The sequence below is a fragment of the Nisaea sp. genome, from assembly GCF_965216895.1.
Taxonomy (GTDB): domain Bacteria; phylum Pseudomonadota; class Alphaproteobacteria; order Thalassobaculales; family Thalassobaculaceae; genus Nisaea.
The window spans coordinates 4,487,774-4,504,981 of record NZ_OZ244205.1; the positions used below are offsets into that span (position 1 = coordinate 4,487,774).

The following is a 17,208-nucleotide window of genomic DNA, read 5'->3' on the forward strand; positions in this document are numbered from 1 at the left end:
AGCGCAGCTAGGGAAGGGTGGTTGAGAATGCACGAAGGCCCAGATGTAGCCTTTCGAAGGGGGCTGGCAGAAGGCAAGGTGGTTCTTCCCAAATGCAACGCGTGCGGGCGTTTCCACTTTTTCCCGCGCGTGGTCTGTCCGCATTGTTACGCAACCTCGTTCACGTCACACGAGGTTTCGGGCAAGGGCGAGATCCATACCACAACGGTCGTCCGGCGCCCGCCCGATCGCGGCGGCGATTACAACGTCTGCATCGTCGAGCTGGAGGAACGGGTTCGGATGATGAGCCGCGTTGAGGGCGTTGCGCCTCCTGACGTGGAGATCGGCATGGCGGTGATCGCCTATGCGGGAGAGATTGATGGCACCCCCGCCGTGCTGTGCAGGCCGGAAGGGGGCTGAAGAGATGGAGAACAAGCTGCGCGGCAAATCTGCGATCGTGGGAACCGGACACGCCGGCTTGGGCGAGGCGCCCGGATTGACGGCCTACGACATCATGGCAGAGGCAGGCCTGGCGGCACTGGCGGATGCGCAGCTGAAACTGTCCGATGTGGACGGACTCTTTTGCACGATGATGGAAGACAGCATGCCAGCGTTGATGGCAGCGGAATATCTTGGCATCCGCCCGCGTTTCGTCGAGGGGACGATGACCGGCGGCTCTTCGTTCGTCAACTACATCACCGCGGCCACCATGGCGCTCGCGGCGGGGTTGTGTGATGTGGCGCTGATCGTCTACGGCTCGAACCAGCGCAGTGGGTCGGGCAAGCTCGTTACGGCCTCGCGGCCACCGCCTTACGAACAGATCTATCGCCCGCGCTACCCGATCTCCGCCTATGCTCTTGCGGCGGCGCGCCACATGCACGAATTCGGCACCACGCGCGAACAGCTGGCCGATGTGGCGGTTGCCGCGCGGGCCTGGGCGCAGCACAATCCCGAGGCCTTCGAGCGCGGCGATCTGACACGCGAGGACGTGCTGGCCGCCCGCATCGTGAGCGATCCGCTGACGGTGCGCGACTGCTGCCTCGTCACCGATGGCGGTGGGGCGATCGTGATGGTGCGGTCGGAGCGGGCGAGGGATTTCCCCAAGCCGCCGGTTTACGTCCTCGGTTGCGCCGCCGAGAGCACGCATCGACAGATTTCCCAGATGCCGGATTTCACCGTCACGGCGGCCAGGGAGTCGGGTGCGCGCGCCTTTGCCGCAGCAGGGGTATCTCCGTCCGACATCGACGTGGTCGAACTCTACGACGCCTTCACCATCAACACGATCCTCTTTCTGGAGGATTTGGGCTTTTGCAAGAAGGGGGAGGGTGGGGCCTTCGTGGAAGGCGGGCGAATCGCGCCGGGGGGTGAGCTGCCGGTCAACACCAACGGCGGCGGGCTCTCCTGCGTGCATCCGGGCATGTACGGCATCTTCACGGTGATCGAGGCGACCCGCCAGATCCGGGGCGATGCGCCGGGACTTCAGATCGCAAATGTTGATCTGGCGCTTGCCCACGGCAACGGCGGCACGCTGTCGAGCCAGGTCACCGCGATTCTGGGCTCGGAGAACACGTTGTGAAACGACTGGGGAGGCGAAGTGATGCCGCTCAATTATGAGGCTCTCTCGAACTGGGAGTTTGAAGACGTAACGCAAACCCTCACCGAGCGCGACACCATGCTCTATGCGCTCGGCTTGGGCTTTGGCGAGAATCCGACCGACGAAAAAGAACTAGCCTATGTCTATGAGGACGGGTTGATGGCCGTGCCGTCAATGGCGGTGACGCTTGGCTATCCCGGTTTCTGGCTGCGCGATCCGCGCGCCGGGATCGATTGGAAGAAGGTCCTGCACGGCGAGCAGTGGCTGGATGTCTACAAGCCATTGCCGGTCAAAGGTGAACTGATCGGCCGTACCAGGATCGACCAAATCTCCGACAAGGGTGAAGAGCGCGGCGCGGTGATCTATCTGAGTCGTGACATCATCGATGCGGCCAGCGGCGAGACGCTGGCCAATGTCTCGATGTCGACCTTCTGCCGCGGCGACGGCGGGTTCGGCGGCGAAAACAAACCGGGACCGACGCCTGCGTCCGTCCCCGAGCGCGAGCCCGACCATGTTTGCGATCTTGCGACGCTGCCGCGCCAGGCGCTGATCTATCGCCTGTCGGGCGATTACAACCCGCTGCACGCTGATCCCAAGATCGCCCGTGCGGCAGGTTTCGAGCGCCCGATCCTGCATGGCCTGGCCACCTACGGGCTGGCGGCCCGCGCCATTCTCAAGACGCTCTGCGACTATGACGCGAGCCGGCTGACCGGACTGGACGTGCGCTTTTCCGCCCCGGTCTATCCGGGCGAGACGGTGCGGTTTCATATCTGGCGGGAAGGCGACGAAGCCCGGTTCAAAGCCTCGATCCCCGAGCGTCAGGTCGTGGTGCTGAACAACGGCGCGGCCCGCTTCGTCTGAGGACAGCGACCATGGCTCAGCCGCTCAGCGATATTCTCGTGCTGGATTTCAGCACGCTTCTGCCTGGCCCCTTGGCGACCCTGATGCTGGCCGAGGCTGGGGCGGAAGTAGTCAAGCTGGAGCGCCCCGGCATGGGCGAGGACGCGCGTCATACGGAGCCGAAAATCGACGGCGTCAGCATCGGTTACGCAATCCTGAATCGCGGCAAGAAATCGATTGCGCTGGATTTGAAGGCTGAGGGTGCAGTGGAGAGCCTCCGTCCGCTGATCGAGAAGGCCGATGTCCTTGTCGAGCAGTTCCGCCCCGGCGTGATGGATCGGCTGGGCCTGGGATATGAGGCGGTGCGTGCCATCAATCCGGGCATCGTCTATTGCTCGATCACAGGCTACGGACAGACGGGGCCTAAACGGGACTTTGCCGGCCACGACCTGAATTATGTCGGCGACGCCGGAATCCTGTCGCTCAGTCGCGGTCCCGACGAGCAGCCGACAATGCCGTTCGCGCTGGTGGCCGACATTGGGGGCGGCAGCTACCCGGCGGTGCTCAATATCCTGCTCGCCCTGCGCGAGCGCGACCGTACGGGGCAGGGTGCCCATCTCGACATCGCCATGGCCGAGGGCGCCTTCGTTTTTGCTTATTGGGCGCATGCCAAGGGCGTTGTCGCCGGAGAGCCGATTGGCAATGGCGCCGACCGGTTGACGGGCGGATTGGCGCGTTACCGGCTCTATTCCGCCGCCGACGGACGGCAGATCGCCGTGGCGGCACTCGAAGAGAAGTTCTGGCAGGCCTTCTGCGATGTGATCGGACTAGGGGCGGAGCTGCGCGACGACCTCGCCGATCCGCAAGCAAGCACCGCCGAAGTTGCCCGCCTCTTGGCGACGCATCCGGCCTCGTACTGGGAACCGCTTGTGGCCAAGGCCGATTGCTGCTGCACGGTGGTCAAGACCCCGGCCGAGGCGGCATCCAACGACCATTTTGCCAAGCGGGGCGTTTACGACCGGCGGGTGCGAATCGGGGAACGGCGCGTACCCGCTCTGCCGCTGCCGATCGCGCCGGCTTTTCGCGCGCCGCCCTCCAGCGACGAGGCCGCGCCCGATCTCGGTCGTGACAACCGCTATTTCGGGCTGCCCGACCCATGAGACACCGCCAAGAACGCCGAACCATTGACGGTGGCAGCGTGGCCCGTTAATCTAACAGATGTTAGAATTGCATCTCCCAGAAGGTGGATATGATGACGACCTCCCAAGAAGAGCTCCCGGAAGAGGCCGCGAGATACGTCGTGCCCACGTATTTCGTGAACAGCGACAGCCCCGAGGTCCAGCAGTTCGTCGCCCGGGCTCTGCGCGATCTACCCAACGATGCATCGCAGACCGAAAAGGCGATCCGCCTGTTCGAGGCGGTGCGGGACGGTATCCGTTATGATCCGTACACCTTCGCCTTGACGACCGATGCTTACCGCGCGAGCGCCATCGCCGGAGCGCAGGCCGCCTTCTGTGTGCCCAAAGCGATCCTCTTGGCGGCCTGCCTACGCGCGGTCGACATTCCCGCAGCGCTGGGATTCGCCGATGTGCGCAACCATCTGAACACGCCCAAGCTGCGGGAGCTGATGGGCACTGACCTCTTCGTCTATCACGGCTACGTGCAGCTCTGGCTCGACGGCAATACCTATAAGATCACGCCTGCGTTCAACATGGAGCTGTGCGAGCGGTTCGGGGTCAGGCCGCTGGTCTTCGATGGCAACAGCGACGCGCTGTTTCACGAATTCGACGTCAAAGACCAGCGGCACATGGAATATGTGAACGATCGGGGGCTCTACGTCGACGCACCGATGGAGGAATTCCTGCGCGTTTTCAAAAGGACCTATCCCAAGCTCGAGCAGTTCAATCGCGAGCGCATCTCGCACAGCGCCGAAGGGGTGGACGCCGGGTTTGCGGCAGCGGGCAAGGTCTCATGAAATATCTGGAAGACTTCCAGCCAGGTCAGATCTACAGGTTCCGCGCAGAGCCGCTGAGCAAGGAGGAGATCATTGCGTTCGCGCATGAATGGGATCCGCAGCGGCTGCACACCGATGAGAACTATGCCGTGTCCGTCCACGGCAGCCTGATCGCCTCGGGCTTTCAGACGATGCTGCAGGTGTTCAAGCCAGTCATGCATGGAATGATGCCGGAGATCGCCAATATCGGGGGGCTGGGTTTCGATTCGCTGAGATGGCCTCGGCCTGTTCGGCCCGGCGAGGCGCTCGACATCGAACTGGAAGTCTCTTCGGTCAAACCTTCGAAGAGCAAGCCGGACAGGGGCGTGCTGGCCTACGCGCTCAGAGCCATTAATCCCGCAGGACAGGTCGTGTTCACTGCCGATACTCCGGTGATGATCAAGCGCCGGCTCTCGGAGGAAAAATGAGCAACGCTGCACATCACGATCAGGACGATCTCCGCCTGTTGCGCGAAAGCGTCCGCACGCTGTTCGAGCGCGCGGGCGGCGTGGCGCGAGCGCGCAAGATCAGGGACGAAGGCGGCGGCTGGGATGCGCCCGTGATGACGGAACTGGCCGAGGCTGGCGTGTTCGGCGCTATGGTTCCCGAAGAGGCCGGCGGCCTCGGCATGGGGCTGGCCGCCGCCGGTATCATCGCCGAAGAAGTAGGCCGGGTGATCGCGCCCGAACCTGTGGTCGCCTCGGTCGGGCTCGCAATTGGCCTTTTACGCCGACTCTGCCCCGAGCATGCGCTTCTGACCGAGGCGCTGGCCGGCACGACGGTCCTGGCAACAGCATGGCAGGAGCGTGACGCCAAAGGTCTCTCCAACACCCTGTCATGTCGGTTCGAGAACGGCGCTCTGACCGGGATGAAATCCTGGGTCGCGGGGGTGGCTGCTGCAAATGGCATCCTCGTCGTGGCGGAGGCCGGCGGCGGCCCGGCTCTCGCTTTGGTTGAACCCGGCGGCAAGGGCATAGCCATCGACAAACGGCGTCAGTCCGATGGCAGTATACTGGCCGAGCTACACCTGTCGGGCGCGCCAGCCGAATTGCTCGCAAAGGGCCCGGCCGTCGCAAAGGCTCTGGAAGCTGCTGTCAGCGACACGACGGCGCTGACGGCGGCCGAGCTTGTCGGGGTCAGCGCAAAGGCGCTGGAGATCACGCTCGACTACATCAAGACGCGCGAACAGTTCGACAAGCCAATCGGTTCGTTCCAAGTCATTCAGCATCGCGCGGTGGACATGCATGTCATGCAGGAAGTGGCCGAAGCGGGCGTGCGCGACGCGCTAGGCCTGATGGACGCGACAGAAGCCCCGCGCCTGCGTGCCCGCCAGGCCAGCCGCGCCAAGGCCCGGGCTGGCACCACGGCCAGGAAGATCACGCGCGAGGCCATCCAGCTGCATGGCGCGGTTGGCTACACCGACGAGTTCGACATTGGGCTTTACCTGAACAGGGCGCTGGTGCTCTCGGCCTGGCTGGGCGACGACGTCCATCACCGGCGGCTCTGGCTGAACGCCCGCAACGCAGAGGAGGCCGCAGAGTGATCGACTACAACGCCACGAGCGACGCGGACTTCCGCAGGGAGATACGGCAGTTCTTCGAAACCGAGTATCCCGAAGAGCTGCGCAATCTTTCGCATCGCCCGAAGTTCGCCGAAATCGAGCACTGGCACCGCAAGCTCCATGCCAAGGGCTGGGTCGCACCGGCCTGGCCTGCGGAGTACGGCGGCATGGGGCTGAACGCGGCCAAGCTTCTCATTTTCTATGAGGAACAGCAGCGTTGGGGGGTCGTGCGCGGCCGCGACATGGGCGTGCAGATGGTCGGCCCGCTCATCATCAAGTTCGGCACCGATGCTCAAAAGGCATACTGGCTGCCCCGCATTCTGAGCTGCGAGGACATCTGGTGCCAGGGCTATTCCGAGCCGGGCGCAGGGTCCGATCTGGCGAACCTGCGCACGAACGCCGTGATCGACGGGGACGAGTTCGTGATCAACGGACAGAAGATCTGGACGACGATGGCGCATGACTCGACGCAGATTTTCATGCTGGTGCGCACCGATCCGAAGGCCCAGAAGAAGCAGCAGGGCATCAGCTTCATTCTCGTGCCGATGGATCAGCCGGGGGTCGAGGTCCGAACGATCACCACGCTGGCGGGCGAAACCGAGTTCTGTGAGGTCTTCTTCGACGATGCCCGCACCCCGTGCGAAAATCTGGTCGGCGAACTGAACAAGGGCTGGACCATGGCCAAGTCCCTGCTCAGCTTCGAGCGCGTGTTTATCGGCGCACCGAATCTGGCCCAGAACGCGCTTGGTCAGCTTGAAACCTACGCCCGCGGTGCCGGCCGCTTCGACGACCCGGTCTTTTGCGACCGGTTCGCCGAGGTCGCGCTCGATGTCGAGGATCACGCGGCGCTTTACGCGCGCTTCGCCGATCAACTCAAGCGGGGCGAACCGCTGGGTGCGGATGTCTCGATGCTCAAGATCTGGGTGACCGAGACGTTTCAGAAGATCACCGAACTCATGATCGAGGCGGCAGGACCCGACGGCGGCACCCTCGGTCCATTGCAGGTCGGCAATGTTGGCGTCGATGTTCTGGCGGCCTTCTACAAGGCCCGGCCGACCACGATCTACGGCGGGTCGAACGAGATCCAACGCAACATTCTATCGAAAGCTGTCCTGGGCCTGCCGGGCTGACCATGAGGGAGGATTTATGATGTCCGATCGTTACGCGAAATACGACAAGCTGAAATTCGATTATCCGGCCGAGCGTGTGCTGCGCATCACCTTCGACCAGCCCGATACCTTCAACTCGGTGGACGCCGAGACCCACACGCAGATGACCGATATGTGGATCGACATCGATCGCGATCCCGACATCAATGCGGTGATCGTCACCGGTGCTGGCAAGGCGTTTTCGGCGGGCGGCGATTTCAGCCTGATCGAGAGCATGATCGGTAATTCGCACGAGATCATGAAGACGTGGAAAGAGGCCAAGAACCTCGTTTACAATATTATTAACTGCAACAAGCCGATCATATCGGCGATTAACGGTCCGGCGGCCGGTGCCGGCCTGGTCGTCGGAATCCTGGCCGACGTGTCGATCGCGGGCAAGAAGGCCAAGATCGTTGACGGCCACCCCCGTCTCGGCGTCGCCGCCGGCGATGTCGCCGCGATCATCTGGCCGCTGCTGTGCGGCATGGCCAAGGCGAAGTACTATCTGATGACCTGCAAGCCGGTCTCGGGTGAGGAGGCTGACCGGATCGGGCTAGTGTCGATGTGTGTCGAGGATGAGGTTCTACAGCAGACCGCGCTCGACATCGCCACCGAGCTGGCAAATGGCTCGCAGAGCGCGATCCGCTGGACAAAATACTCGCTCAACAACTGGTTGCGCCAGGCCGGCCCGATCTTCGACGCCTCCACTGCTCTCGAAATGCTCGGCTTCATGAGCGAGGATGTCAAGGAAGGCGTCCTGTCGCATCGCGAGAAACGCACGCCGAACTTCCGCAAGGACTGCCCGATCTGAGCCGAGCCGAGCAGGGGAGAATAGGAAGCAATGTCCATTGACATCTATCAGGACATCGCGACCGCCTACAGCGCGGCGGCAACGAAGGCACCGGGCCTGAAGGCGCGGTTCGAAGCGGCGGGGTTCGACCCTGGCAAGGTGTCATCACTGGCCGAGCTCTCCCGCCTGCCGGTGATGAAGAAAGAGGAGCTGCTGAAGCTCCAAAGAGAGAACCCGCCTTTCGGCGGGTTCCTCGCCGCCGATCTGAAGGAGATAGCGCGCATCTATGTCTCACCCGGGCCGATTTTTGAACCGGCGCTGCCCGGCGGCGGCGGTCACGGGCTGGACCTGCTGTTCAAGACGGCAGGAGTCGGCAAGGGGGATGTCATTCTGAACACCTGGATGTATCACCTCGTGCCGGCCGGGCTTCTCTTTGACGAGGCCGCGCAGGCCGCGGGCGCCACCGTCATTCCCGGCGGCGTCGGCAACACCGAATTGCAAGCCCAGATCGTCGTCGAGACCGGCGTCACTTGCATTTGCGCGTCGACGGCATTCTTCCTGACCCTGGCCGACAGGGTGATCGAGACCTATGGCCGCGGCGCCTGGAAAGTGAAGACCGCCTTTCTGGGCGGGGAAATGGGCGACTGGATGGCCAAGCGCCGTAGAATCGAAGCTGACTACGGCGTTTCAACCTGGGCGGCTTATGCCACGGCCGATCTCGGTCTGGTCGCCTATGAGGATAGCGGTGAAGGTTACGTCGTCCATCCCGACCGGGTGGTGCAGATTTGCGATCCTGTCAGCGGCGACCAACTCCCCCACGGCAAGACGGGCGAGGTCGTGGTGACCGCACGCGACGCCACTTGGCCGATGATTCGCTTTGGCACTGGTGACAGCGCCTTTGCGCTGGAAAGCAACCACGACGGCAGTGTGCGCCGCCTGTCGGCCCTTCAGGGGCGCGTAGGCGCGGCAGTAAAGGTGCGGGAGATCTTCGTCTATCCGCGCGTGATCGAGGAGGTGGTGATTGCCACACCCGGCGCAATAGCGGCTCAGGCCGTGGCCGCGCGTGAGAATGATCGCGACCTTGTCCGCATCTCAATTGTGCTCCAGGAGAACGCGGATCGTGCCACCGCTGAAGCCGCCGCCAAGAATGCGTTCGAGCTTCATGCCCGCCTGCGCGTGGACGAGATCATCTTTGTCGACGAACTCCCTGCGGATGCACCACTGCTTGTCAACGACAAGGACAGCTGAAACAAAACGGGCCTGCGGTGAACCGACCACGTCGCTCGCTCGGCGAGCGCCAACCGGAGCCAACCATGGAAGTTTCCTCGATCTCGCCGCGCGATTGGACAGCCGGTGCCTGCCCCTGTCCGAGCCACTTCAGTGGCATACCAATTCGCCATCGAGGTCCGCATGTCACAACGCAGGCCTGATCCAGCACTTGCGGCCCGCGCTGGTACAGTAGCTGCGGCGCGTCCAATCGCGTGGCCATCTCCGCCAAGTAGCCCTGGATAAGCTGGTGCCCTCGATCTGAATGACGACGGCGTGGTAGAGTAGCGGTCGAGGCGTGCTGTGGCGACACCTCGCCCCATTCATCAAAGCCGCGGTTGGAGCTTAGGATCATGGCGCCGCGCTCGTAGCGGGCGTTGACAAGCTGAAGAACAGGTAGACGCTTCCGAAAACCGGCGCATTGCCTGTCAATCGGCTCGGAATCGAGACCCTGGGTGATGAAATGGTCCTCGTCATAGGGGGTGACTTCGTCCGCCCACGGCACGTCGTCGGCGATCTCGGGGTCGACTTTGGCCATGTGCCCGTCCTCCACGCCTTGCACATCCATGGCATCCGTTCGGGCTGCCGCCGGGCTTCGGGTGCGAGGCGCTGCTCCACCCATCATAATACGGAATGGCGCCGGCGGCCTGCGGGCATATGTCGATTTAGAGCGTTTCCCGATCAATCTGCATCGTATCCTGCGGCGGCGAAGTAGTTGGCGCATTCCTCGGGCGTGAAGATGTCAACGAGGCGACCGATGGCGGACCAGAGGCCTTCGACGGTGCGCTCAGCGGCCTTGCGCAGCAGCGCCTTCAGCTTCGCGAAGGCCATCTCGATGGGGTTGAAGTCGGGGCTGTAGGGCGGAAGAAAGCTGAGCTTCGGGGACTGTCGGATATTTTGTGCCTGAGGCCCGTTTCCGTCACTGGCTGACGAACCTTTCGCCGAAGACGACGGCGAATTGGGTCTTGGCCTCAAACCACTCGCGCGGCGGCCGTTTCCATTGCTCGGCCGCGTGATTGAGGACCAGATATAGCAGCTTCATGGCGGCATCGTCACTTGGGAAGTAGCCGCGGGTGCGAACGGCCCGCCTCAGCTTGGAGTTCAGCGCTTCAATCGCATCCGTAACCGGTATGAGATTCCTGGTGCCGAAGTCCGGCTGCGGTGAATCAATTCGCAGCGTATGGTGCGACCATCCGGGACAGAGGCACCGGGAGCACGAAGGTGCGGGCAGGCCGATGCACACGATGAGCTGCGAGCTCGTGTTAGTAGCTGGCCGCCTCTGCGACTCGCCCGGTTGCGCCGCGAGCGCGAATCCGTAGTTGTCGTGTCGCCCGCCGCTCCCGTCGTCAACCTGATGGACAGGAGGCGCGCATGCGACGCGTTATCGGAATGGATATCCACCGAACCTTCGGCGAGGTGGTTTTCTGGGAAGAGGGCAAGCTTCGTCATGGTGGCCGTGTGGACATGACCCGGACGGCACTGGAAGGCTTCGGCAAGAGCCTTTTGGAGACGGACGAGGTGGTGATCGAGGCGACCGGCAACTGCATGGCTGTCTCACGGGTGCTTTCGCCATTCGTGAAGCGGGTGGTGATCGCCAATCCGCTGCAGGTAAAGGCGATTGCCCATGCCCACATAAAGACCGACAAGGTCGATGCAGGCACCTTGGCCAGCCTTTATGCGGCGGGCTATCTGCCTGAGATCTGGACACCGGATGCCGCCACCGAGCGGATGCGCAGGCTGGTTGCTCGACGCTACCAAGTTGTGCGGCATCGCACCCGGATCAAGAACGAGGTGCATTCGATCCTTTACGCCTATCTGATTCCGAAATGCCCGCATGCCGATCTGTTTGGCGGCCGGGGCCGGGGCTGGCTTGCTCGACAGCCCCTACCGGAGGATGAGTGGATGGCAATCGAACGGCACATGCGCGAGCTTGACAGGCTGGGTGAGGACCTGGCGGTGCTCGATCGGGAGATTGCCGAAAGCGCGCTGGTCGATCCCGCGATCAGGCGACTTCTGACCATCACCGGCGTCAATCTGACGGTGGCGGTCGGACTGATGGCGGCAATCGGTGACATCGCCCGGTTCAAATCCCCCCAGAAGCTGGTCAGCTACTTCGGCCTCAATCCCCGTGTGCGTCAGTCCGGACTTGGCGCCGCCCATCATGGGCGCATCAGCAAGGTCGGACGGAGCCATGTCCGGGCCATGCTAGTCGAGGCGGCATGGGCAGCGGCGAAGGCACCCGGGCCGCTGCACGCCTTCTTCGTCCGGATCCGGGCCAAGCGTGGGCATCAGGTGGCCGCGGTCGCCGTGGCGCGGAAGCTGGCCGTTCTAGCCTGGCACATGCTCACCAAGGAGAAGGACTATTTGTGGGCTCGCCCCAGCCTGGTCGCCCACAAGGTGCGCGGCATGGAACTTCAGGCGGGCAAGCCGCAGAGGAAAGGTAACGCGCGTGGGCCAAGCTATGCCTACCACGTGAAGAAACTGCGGCATCAGGAGATGAACATCGCGCGAAAGGCCGAGGAGAGTTACGCGCACTTTGTGGGGGCCTGGCGCCCGCGCCCGCCCAAAGGAAGGGCGCGCGGGCGCCTCAATCCGGCAAGGCTTGAATAGGCTGCCCGGCGGCGCTTGCAGCCGATGCACCGCGCTTCGCCACGAGGTCACCCGCGCATAAAAAGAATACCACAATCTGGAGCAAAGCGCTTGTCGATCTCATCCGTGGTGTAGATGATCCGGCGCACGCTCTCGGGAAAGGCGAAGAAGGGCACGACATGTTCCCAGTTGCGCCGCCAGCTCAGGGCGATGGCCGGATAGCGCTGGCCCCAGTAGCCGGCCTCGAACTCCTCCAGTGCCTTCATGCCCGCCTCTGCGTCCTGGGCCCGGTAGATGGCCTTCAGCGCCGGCATAACGGTCTTGCGGTCCTTCCAGGACACGAACTCGAGCGAATGGCGGATCAGGTGAACGATGCAGGTTTGGACGATCGCCTGGGGAAAGACGGCGTTAATCGCCTCGGGGAAGCCCTTCAAGCCGTCGACCACGGCGATCAGGATGTCGGCGACGCCGCGGTTCTTCAACTCGTTCATGACGCGCAGCCAGAACTTGGCCCCTTCGGTCTGCTCGATCCAGATGCCGAGAATCTCCTTGGTGCCGTCGGGCAGGATGCCGAGCGCGATGTAGACGGCCTTGTTCCTGACGAAGCCCTCGTCCCTGATCTTGACCCGGATGGCGTCGAAGAAGACCAGCGGATAGAGCGCGTCGAGCGGCCGGTTCTGCCATTCGCCGACTTCCTCCAGCACGGCGTCAGTGACGGCCGAGATCAGGTCCGGCGACACGTCGATGCCGTAGAGCTCCTCCAGATGGCCACGGATCTCGCGCACCGTCATGCCGCGCGCATACATGGAGATGATCTTCTCGTCGAAATCGGGAAAGCGCCGCTGGTATTTGGCGACCAGCTTCGGATCGAAGGTGCCGGCCCGGTCGCGCGGGATCGACAGCGTCATCTTGGACGTGCCGGTCAGGACCGACTTCTTCGACACCCCGTTGCGCCGATTGGCAGGGCCGCCGGCCTCGCGCTCATCGTCCAGATGCTCGTCCAGCTCGGCGTTCAGAATGCGCTCCGAAAGCGCCTTTTTCAGATCGTCGACGAGGCCGTCCTTGGCGAAAACCTCGTTCGGATCGCGCCCCGCGAGAAGCTGATCCAAAAGTTCATTCTCAATGGCCATGTGATGATTCTCCTTTCCATCATCATGGCCTCAGACACAAAATTCCTGACAGTCCCGAGCTTCGCGCCCCTCGCCTCGATCATCGCCCTGACCGAGGCGTGCTTGTGGCTGGAGAGGTTGTCCATGATCACGACGTCGCCGGGGCGCAGGGTCGGCACCAGGACGTGCGCGACATAGGCCTCGAACCAGTCGCCGTTGATCGGCCCGTCGAGAACCATTGGCGCGACCATGCCGTCGAGGCGGAGGCCCGCCACCAGCGTCGTGGTCTTGCGGTGGCCATGCGGGAACCCCATGCGGAGCCGCTCGCCCCGTGGGCAGCGCCCGTGGCTCCGCGCCATGTTCGTGGCCGTCCAGCTTTCGTCGATGAACACGAGTTTCTCGGGGTCGAGATCGGGCTGCGCCTCGAACCAGGCGCGGCGCTTCCTCAGGACGTCTGCGCGGTCCTGCTCAACCGCATGCCCGGTCTTTTTTCTCGTCATGCCGTGGCGTTGGAAAAAGCGCGACAGCGCGGAGGTCGACACGGCGATGCCGCGCCCGGCCAGACGGCTGCGCAACTCCTCGAGGCTCTGGTCGCGCTCCTCCTCGAACGCGGCCATGACGTCTGCATGCCGCGCCTCGATCCGCCGCGAGCGCATGTCGCCGCCTTGCGGCTTCGGCTCGAAGCGCCCCGTCGCCTGCCTCTGCGCGTCCCAGCGGATCACCGACGACACCGAGACGCCAAAACGCCCCGCTGCCGCCCGACGGCTCACCCCAGCGTCGACCGCAGCCAACGCCCGCCTCCTCAAGTCCATCGATAGTGGTCTGCCCATCTCGCTGCCCCCGATCCCTGCCTCGGGAACAGAGAATCAGAACCAAGCTGCCTTGGGAATCCCCTCGGCGATTCACAACGGAAGGGCCACGCTCTAATGCCTCCGGTCAGGCGCAATTCCTGCGAAACAGCGAAGGCGTCGTCCCCGTCATCTTGCGGAACACGTCCGTGAAATGGCTGTGGCTGGAAAAGCCAAGGGCGAGCGCGATGTCCGTGATCGACGCGCGGTCCGACAGCAGTATCTCCTTCGCCTTCTGAATCCGCCGCTCGGTGATGTAACGACAGGGCGGCTTGCCGAACGTCGCCTTGAAGGCCTTGCCGAAATGATGCGGGCTGAGTCCCGCTTCCGCGGCGAGCGCTGCGAGTCCGATATCTTCGTCCAAATGCGCCTCGATGAAGTCGACGATCCGCCGCCGGCGCGAGGCGCCGAGACCACCCCGGATCGACGGCGGCGGCTTACCGTTTTCGCCATAGGTCTCGAACAAGCGCAGAGCGAGCGAGGTGCCGACGAGGTCCAGGCACAGCCCGCCGCAGCGGCTATTGTCGATTAAGCTGCGCCTGAGGCACGCTATCAGCTCCTCGACCGCCGGGTCGCGGAGCGCCGCTCTACCTCTGATCTCGGGCACGCGCCCGTCGAAGGCGTTGCCGATTGTGCGTTCGATGAAGCTATTTTCCATTGCGATGACGAAGGACTGCTTGTCGGCTGTCCAGCCGACATGGGCGGCCCGATCTGCCGGGCTCAAATGAAAGTGCCCCGCAGCGACCGGATATTTCTGGGTGCGGCGGCTTACAGGCGAGCGGCAGATGAGATCCAGCGGCTCGCTTTCATGCATGAAAAGGGCGAACTGTGCCGTGACAATCTGTGTCCCGGGATTGATCGGGATATCGCACCGGCTGACGACAATGCCGTTACGGGCGATGCGCCGTGTGACGGACAATACCGGGGACGCAATATCCGACGTGAAATCGACCAGAGTGGTTTCGGCCATGACGCAATCTCCATCGCCTGAAAATTGATATCTCGGCCGATGGCGGGTTGCCGGCCTTTAGCAAGTTCCATTCCCGGTAGAGTGTGTGTTTCAAAATCGATGATCCTGTGACAACTGTGTGATGAGAGCGGCGCAACTGTGGCAATATCGGGTCTCGTTTTCTCTGCTCGAGTTCATTTGTACTTTAATTAAATTCTGTAGTTTGCAGGTCTGGCATTGCGAATATTGTAACGATTTCCTGAAAGACGCCGCGAAAACACGGAAGCCAACCCGCGCTTCAACTATCGATAGTAATCGATGTCGTCGGCGCCCTCCCGCCAGTGAAATCGACCTGGCACGAGGCGGCTTGTCCCGCGCGTCGCGCGACGGATCGTCAAATGGCCGCGCCGCGCCCGTCATGGCCGGGTGGCCTCATGGGAGGAGACAAGCCCCATGTCCAAGGAGAAGACCGTCCCCGGCATAAGTCCGCGCGCCGACTGGCGCGATCCCGAAAGCTACAAATCCCTCATCGATCTGGACCGGGCAGGCTGGGCCTGGGAGTGGCTCAAGCGCAATCCCGACTTCGCCACGGCTGCGGGTCGGCTGCCACAGGTGTCGCCGCCACTCCCTCCGTCCGCCGCCGAGCGCCGACTGAAGGCCGCTCAACCCCGAATCCTCCGTATCCAAAATCCGCGGCCGTTCGAACACTGGGGCGTCTTCTTTCACCACTGGCGTTGCCCTGCCGGCTACGGACGTCTTTTGGCTGCCCGATCTCAATCCATCGGTGCTCGCCGTGGAAGCGCGGCCCATTGCACCCGGCCACACCGACGCCTTCGATATCCGTTACTTTGCGTCTATGGCGACCGTGTTGTGCTGCGGCGGATCCGAGCACGTGCTTTTCAGCGATGGCTTGCGCCATCTCCAACTGATGGTGACAGGGGGCAGTGTTCTCGACGGCCCGGTGTGCCTCCGCTACCTGCTGTCGGGTCGCCGGCAGATGGAGGCGAAGGTTCTGGCGCTGCAACGGCTGTGCGGGCTTTGCCGCCTCGGCCGTCTGCCGCGCGGCCTCTTTCCGCCGGAGCGCCGGGCCAGGCGCTGGGCGATGATGCTGCGCGCCTGGGACGGAGAAATAGCGGGCGCGAGCCGGCGGCAGGTGGCGGCGGCGATCTTCGGGGAGACGGCTGCGCACGAGCTCTGGGAGTCCGGTTACCGCTCCCGCATGCAACGGCTTGTCCGCGAGGCAGAGGAGATGGTCAGCGGCGGCTACCTGGGACTTCTGGGGCGGGCAACAGAGGGAAAGGGAGGCTTCTGACGGGTGAAGGGCTGAAGCCGGCAGGAGAGCGCCGGCCCGCCCGCAACCCATGAGGAGACCTCCCATGTTCCAGTTCGTCCGCCTGTCCGCCGTCATCGGCATTGTGTTTTTCGCCTGTCTGTCCTTCTGGCCCGCGCTCGACGATGAGCATTCCGGCCCGGCGAATGTGATCGACGCCGACACAATTGAGATCAACGGCGAGAAGCATCGCCTCTACGGCGTCGATGCCGTGGAGATCGACCAGCGCTGCCGCCGCCGCGACAGCGTGGATTGGCCTTGCGGCAGAGAGGCCGCCGCCGCGCTCACCAAATTTCTCGAAGGCCGAAAGGTCAATTGTGAAGTCTGGCAGGGCACGACCCGCGATGCCCATGGCCGGTTCGTATCTGTTTGCTACGCCGGTGGCGACGACATCAGTAGCTGGGCGGCGAAGAACGGCTGGGCCGTCGCCGATCGCAACGCCAATCGTCTCTACAACTACACAAGCGACGAGGGCACGGCCCGGTTTTTGCGCCGTGGCATCTGGGACGGAACCTTCTATCCGCCCGCCGAATGGCGGCGCCGGCAGGAGGCGGGAGGGCGGCCATGAACGCGCTGTTTCCGCTACCGACCGACACCTCAACCATCAGGCTGCGCGCGCTTTCGCTCGGCGCCGGTGTCCAATCCATCGCCCTTGCACTGATGGCCGCCCACGGTGAGATCGGGCCGATGTAGCGCTTTTCTCTTCGGCATCGTTCTGACCGCTCTCGTGTTCGAGGGCGGCCTTTCCCCGCTGATGGGTTTCGAGGCGCGGAACGGGTTCGCGCCGCCCGTCGCGGGAGAAAGGACATGGACGACCGAGACTACAGCGCCGACATCGCTAAGGCGCTCGCCGCGCCGGGCGGGCATCTGCACGTGGGGCAAACGGGCTGGACCCTGCACTACGTCAATGAATCCGGCGGGCGCAGCAGCCTGTCCTGGTATTGCGCCGAGATGATCAAGCGCCAAGCCATCGCCGCCGGTCTGCCGGTGATCGATTCCTCCGGCATCGATTTCGGCGACGCCGTGCGGCTCGCTGTCTCGGGCCCGATGATCGCCGTCGGCTGTAAGCCGGACTCCAGACCCTGGGGCGCGTTCTCCTATGCGCCGCTGATCGAGGTGGCGCGGGCATACGCCGCGGCCGGAGCGGAGATTTACAACCTCGACCTGGAGGGTACGGCGGAACCGGCGGCCTGAAGAGGGAAAGGGAAGTGG

18 protein-coding genes and 4 pseudogenes are annotated in these 17,208 nt (G+C 63.5%); 16 read left to right on the forward strand and 6 right to left on the reverse strand.

The genetic code is table 11. The features are described from left to right. The first annotated feature begins 27 nt into the window (after positions 1–27). The 10 genes from ACOOE1_RS21265 to ACOOE1_RS21310 all read left to right on the forward strand — a co-directional run bounded on the left by ACOOE1_RS21265 (position 28) and on the right by ACOOE1_RS21310 (position 9,153). Complete coding sequence (locus ACOOE1_RS21265) at positions 28–399, forward strand: Zn-ribbon domain-containing OB-fold protein (RefSeq protein ID WP_338532320.1); 372 nt, start codon at positions 28–30, stop codon at positions 397–399. Positions 400–403: 4 nt separating this feature from the next. Beyond that, positions 404–1,555, forward strand: coding sequence for a thiolase (locus ACOOE1_RS21270; protein ID WP_420404199.1), 1,152 nt, complete (start codon positions 404–406; stop codon positions 1,553–1,555). Between the two features lie 21 nt (positions 1,556–1,576). Further along, positions 1,577–2,434, forward strand: coding sequence for a MaoC/PaaZ C-terminal domain-containing protein (locus ACOOE1_RS21275; protein WP_420404200.1), 858 nt, complete (start codon positions 1,577–1,579; stop codon positions 2,432–2,434). A gap of 11 nt (positions 2,435–2,445) precedes the next feature. Next, a complete protein-coding gene (locus tag ACOOE1_RS21280; protein WP_420404201.1) occupies positions 2,446–3,573 on the forward strand; it encodes a CaiB/BaiF CoA transferase family protein in 1,128 nt (375 codons plus the stop codon). An 89-nt stretch (positions 3,574–3,662) separates the two neighbouring features. Next, a complete protein-coding gene (locus tag ACOOE1_RS21285; RefSeq protein WP_420404202.1) occupies positions 3,663–4,388 on the forward strand; it encodes a transglutaminase-like domain-containing protein in 726 nt (241 codons plus the stop codon). Next, complete coding sequence (locus ACOOE1_RS21290; RefSeq protein ID WP_420404203.1) at positions 4,385–4,834, forward strand: MaoC/PaaZ C-terminal domain-containing protein; 450 nt, start codon at positions 4,385–4,387, stop codon at positions 4,832–4,834. The genes ACOOE1_RS21285 and ACOOE1_RS21290 overlap by 4 nt, the downstream gene beginning before the upstream one ends. Beyond that, entirely contained in the window at positions 4,831–5,949 is a 1,119-nt protein-coding gene (locus ACOOE1_RS21295; RefSeq protein ID WP_420404204.1) for an acyl-CoA dehydrogenase family protein, read from the forward strand. The genes ACOOE1_RS21290 and ACOOE1_RS21295 overlap by 4 nt, the downstream gene beginning before the upstream one ends. After that, the gene (locus ACOOE1_RS21300; protein WP_420404205.1) at positions 5,946–7,097 is read left to right on the forward strand and encodes an acyl-CoA dehydrogenase family protein; all 1,152 of its coding nucleotides are present in this window, start codon (positions 5,946–5,948) and stop codon (positions 7,095–7,097) included. Before ACOOE1_RS21295 ends, ACOOE1_RS21300 begins: the two co-directional genes overlap by 4 nt. Before the next feature lie 19 nt (positions 7,098–7,116). Further along, the gene (locus ACOOE1_RS21305) at positions 7,117–7,926 is read left to right on the forward strand and encodes an enoyl-CoA hydratase/isomerase family protein (protein WP_420404206.1); all 810 of its coding nucleotides are present in this window, start codon (positions 7,117–7,119) and stop codon (positions 7,924–7,926) included. 30 nt (positions 7,927–7,956) lie between these two features. After that, entirely contained in the window at positions 7,957–9,153 is a 1,197-nt protein-coding gene (locus ACOOE1_RS21310) for a phenylacetate--CoA ligase family protein (RefSeq protein WP_420404207.1), read from the forward strand. A 264-nt stretch (positions 9,154–9,417) separates the two neighbouring features. Here ACOOE1_RS21310 and ACOOE1_RS21315 read toward each other — a convergent pair. The 3 genes and pseudogenes from ACOOE1_RS21315 to ACOOE1_RS21325 all read right to left on the reverse strand — a co-directional run. Further along, positions 9,418–9,559, reverse strand: a pseudogene (locus ACOOE1_RS21315) (ATP-binding protein); the annotation flags it as partial. Positions 9,560–9,852: 293 nt separating this feature from the next. Further along, positions 9,853–10,050 (reverse strand): annotated as a pseudogene (locus tag ACOOE1_RS21320) (transposase); the annotation flags it as partial. 40 nt (positions 10,051–10,090) lie between these two features. Continuing rightward, positions 10,091–10,414, reverse strand: coding sequence for a transposase (locus ACOOE1_RS21325; protein WP_420404208.1), 324 nt, complete (start codon positions 10,412–10,414; stop codon positions 10,091–10,093). Positions 10,415–10,560: 146 nt separating this feature from the next. Between ACOOE1_RS21325 and ACOOE1_RS21330 the strand changes: the two genes are divergently transcribed. Continuing rightward, complete coding sequence (locus ACOOE1_RS21330) at positions 10,561–11,781, forward strand: IS110 family transposase (protein ID WP_420406461.1); 1,221 nt, start codon at positions 10,561–10,563, stop codon at positions 11,779–11,781. 92 nt (positions 11,782–11,873) lie between these two features. Here ACOOE1_RS21330 and ACOOE1_RS21335 read toward each other — a convergent pair. From ACOOE1_RS21335 to ACOOE1_RS21345, 3 genes and pseudogenes are all read right to left on the reverse strand, one after another. Beyond that, positions 11,874–12,890, reverse strand: a pseudogene (locus ACOOE1_RS21335) (IS256 family transposase); the annotation flags it as partial. After that, the gene (locus ACOOE1_RS21340) at positions 12,800–13,660 is read right to left on the reverse strand and encodes an IS630 family transposase (protein ID WP_420404209.1); all 861 of its coding nucleotides are present in this window, start codon (positions 13,658–13,660) and stop codon (positions 12,800–12,802) included. The pseudogene ACOOE1_RS21335 and the gene ACOOE1_RS21340, both read right to left, overlap by 91 nt. A 145-nt stretch (positions 13,661–13,805) precedes the next feature. Then, positions 13,806–14,687, reverse strand: coding sequence for a helix-turn-helix transcriptional regulator (locus ACOOE1_RS21345; RefSeq protein WP_420404210.1), 882 nt, complete (start codon positions 14,685–14,687; stop codon positions 13,806–13,808). A 432-nt stretch (positions 14,688–15,119) separates the two neighbouring features. Between ACOOE1_RS21345 and ACOOE1_RS21350 the strand changes: the two are divergent. The 5 genes and pseudogenes from ACOOE1_RS21350 to ACOOE1_RS21370 form a co-directional block, all read left to right on the forward strand. Further along, positions 15,120–15,296: pseudogene (locus tag ACOOE1_RS21350) on the forward strand (transcriptional regulator domain-containing protein); the annotation flags it as partial. A 262-nt stretch (positions 15,297–15,558) separates the two neighbouring features. Continuing rightward, positions 15,559–15,978: a DNA -binding domain-containing protein gene (locus ACOOE1_RS21355; RefSeq protein WP_420404211.1), complete on the forward strand. Its 420-nt coding sequence runs from the start codon at positions 15,559–15,561 to the stop codon at positions 15,976–15,978. Between the two features lie 64 nt (positions 15,979–16,042). Next, complete coding sequence (locus ACOOE1_RS21360; RefSeq protein WP_420404212.1) at positions 16,043–16,564, forward strand: thermonuclease family protein; 522 nt, start codon at positions 16,043–16,045, stop codon at positions 16,562–16,564. Further along, entirely contained in the window at positions 16,561–16,689 is a 129-nt protein-coding gene (locus ACOOE1_RS21365; RefSeq protein WP_420404213.1) for a hypothetical protein, read from the forward strand. The genes ACOOE1_RS21360 and ACOOE1_RS21365 overlap by 4 nt, the downstream gene beginning before the upstream one ends. 114 nt (positions 16,690–16,803) lie before the next feature. Beyond that, positions 16,804–17,190 carry a hypothetical protein gene (locus ACOOE1_RS21370; protein WP_420404214.1) on the forward strand — a complete coding sequence of 129 codons (387 nt, stop codon included), beginning with the start codon at positions 16,804–16,806 and terminating at the stop codon, positions 17,188–17,190. The last annotated feature ends 18 nt before the right edge of the window (positions 17,191–17,208 follow it).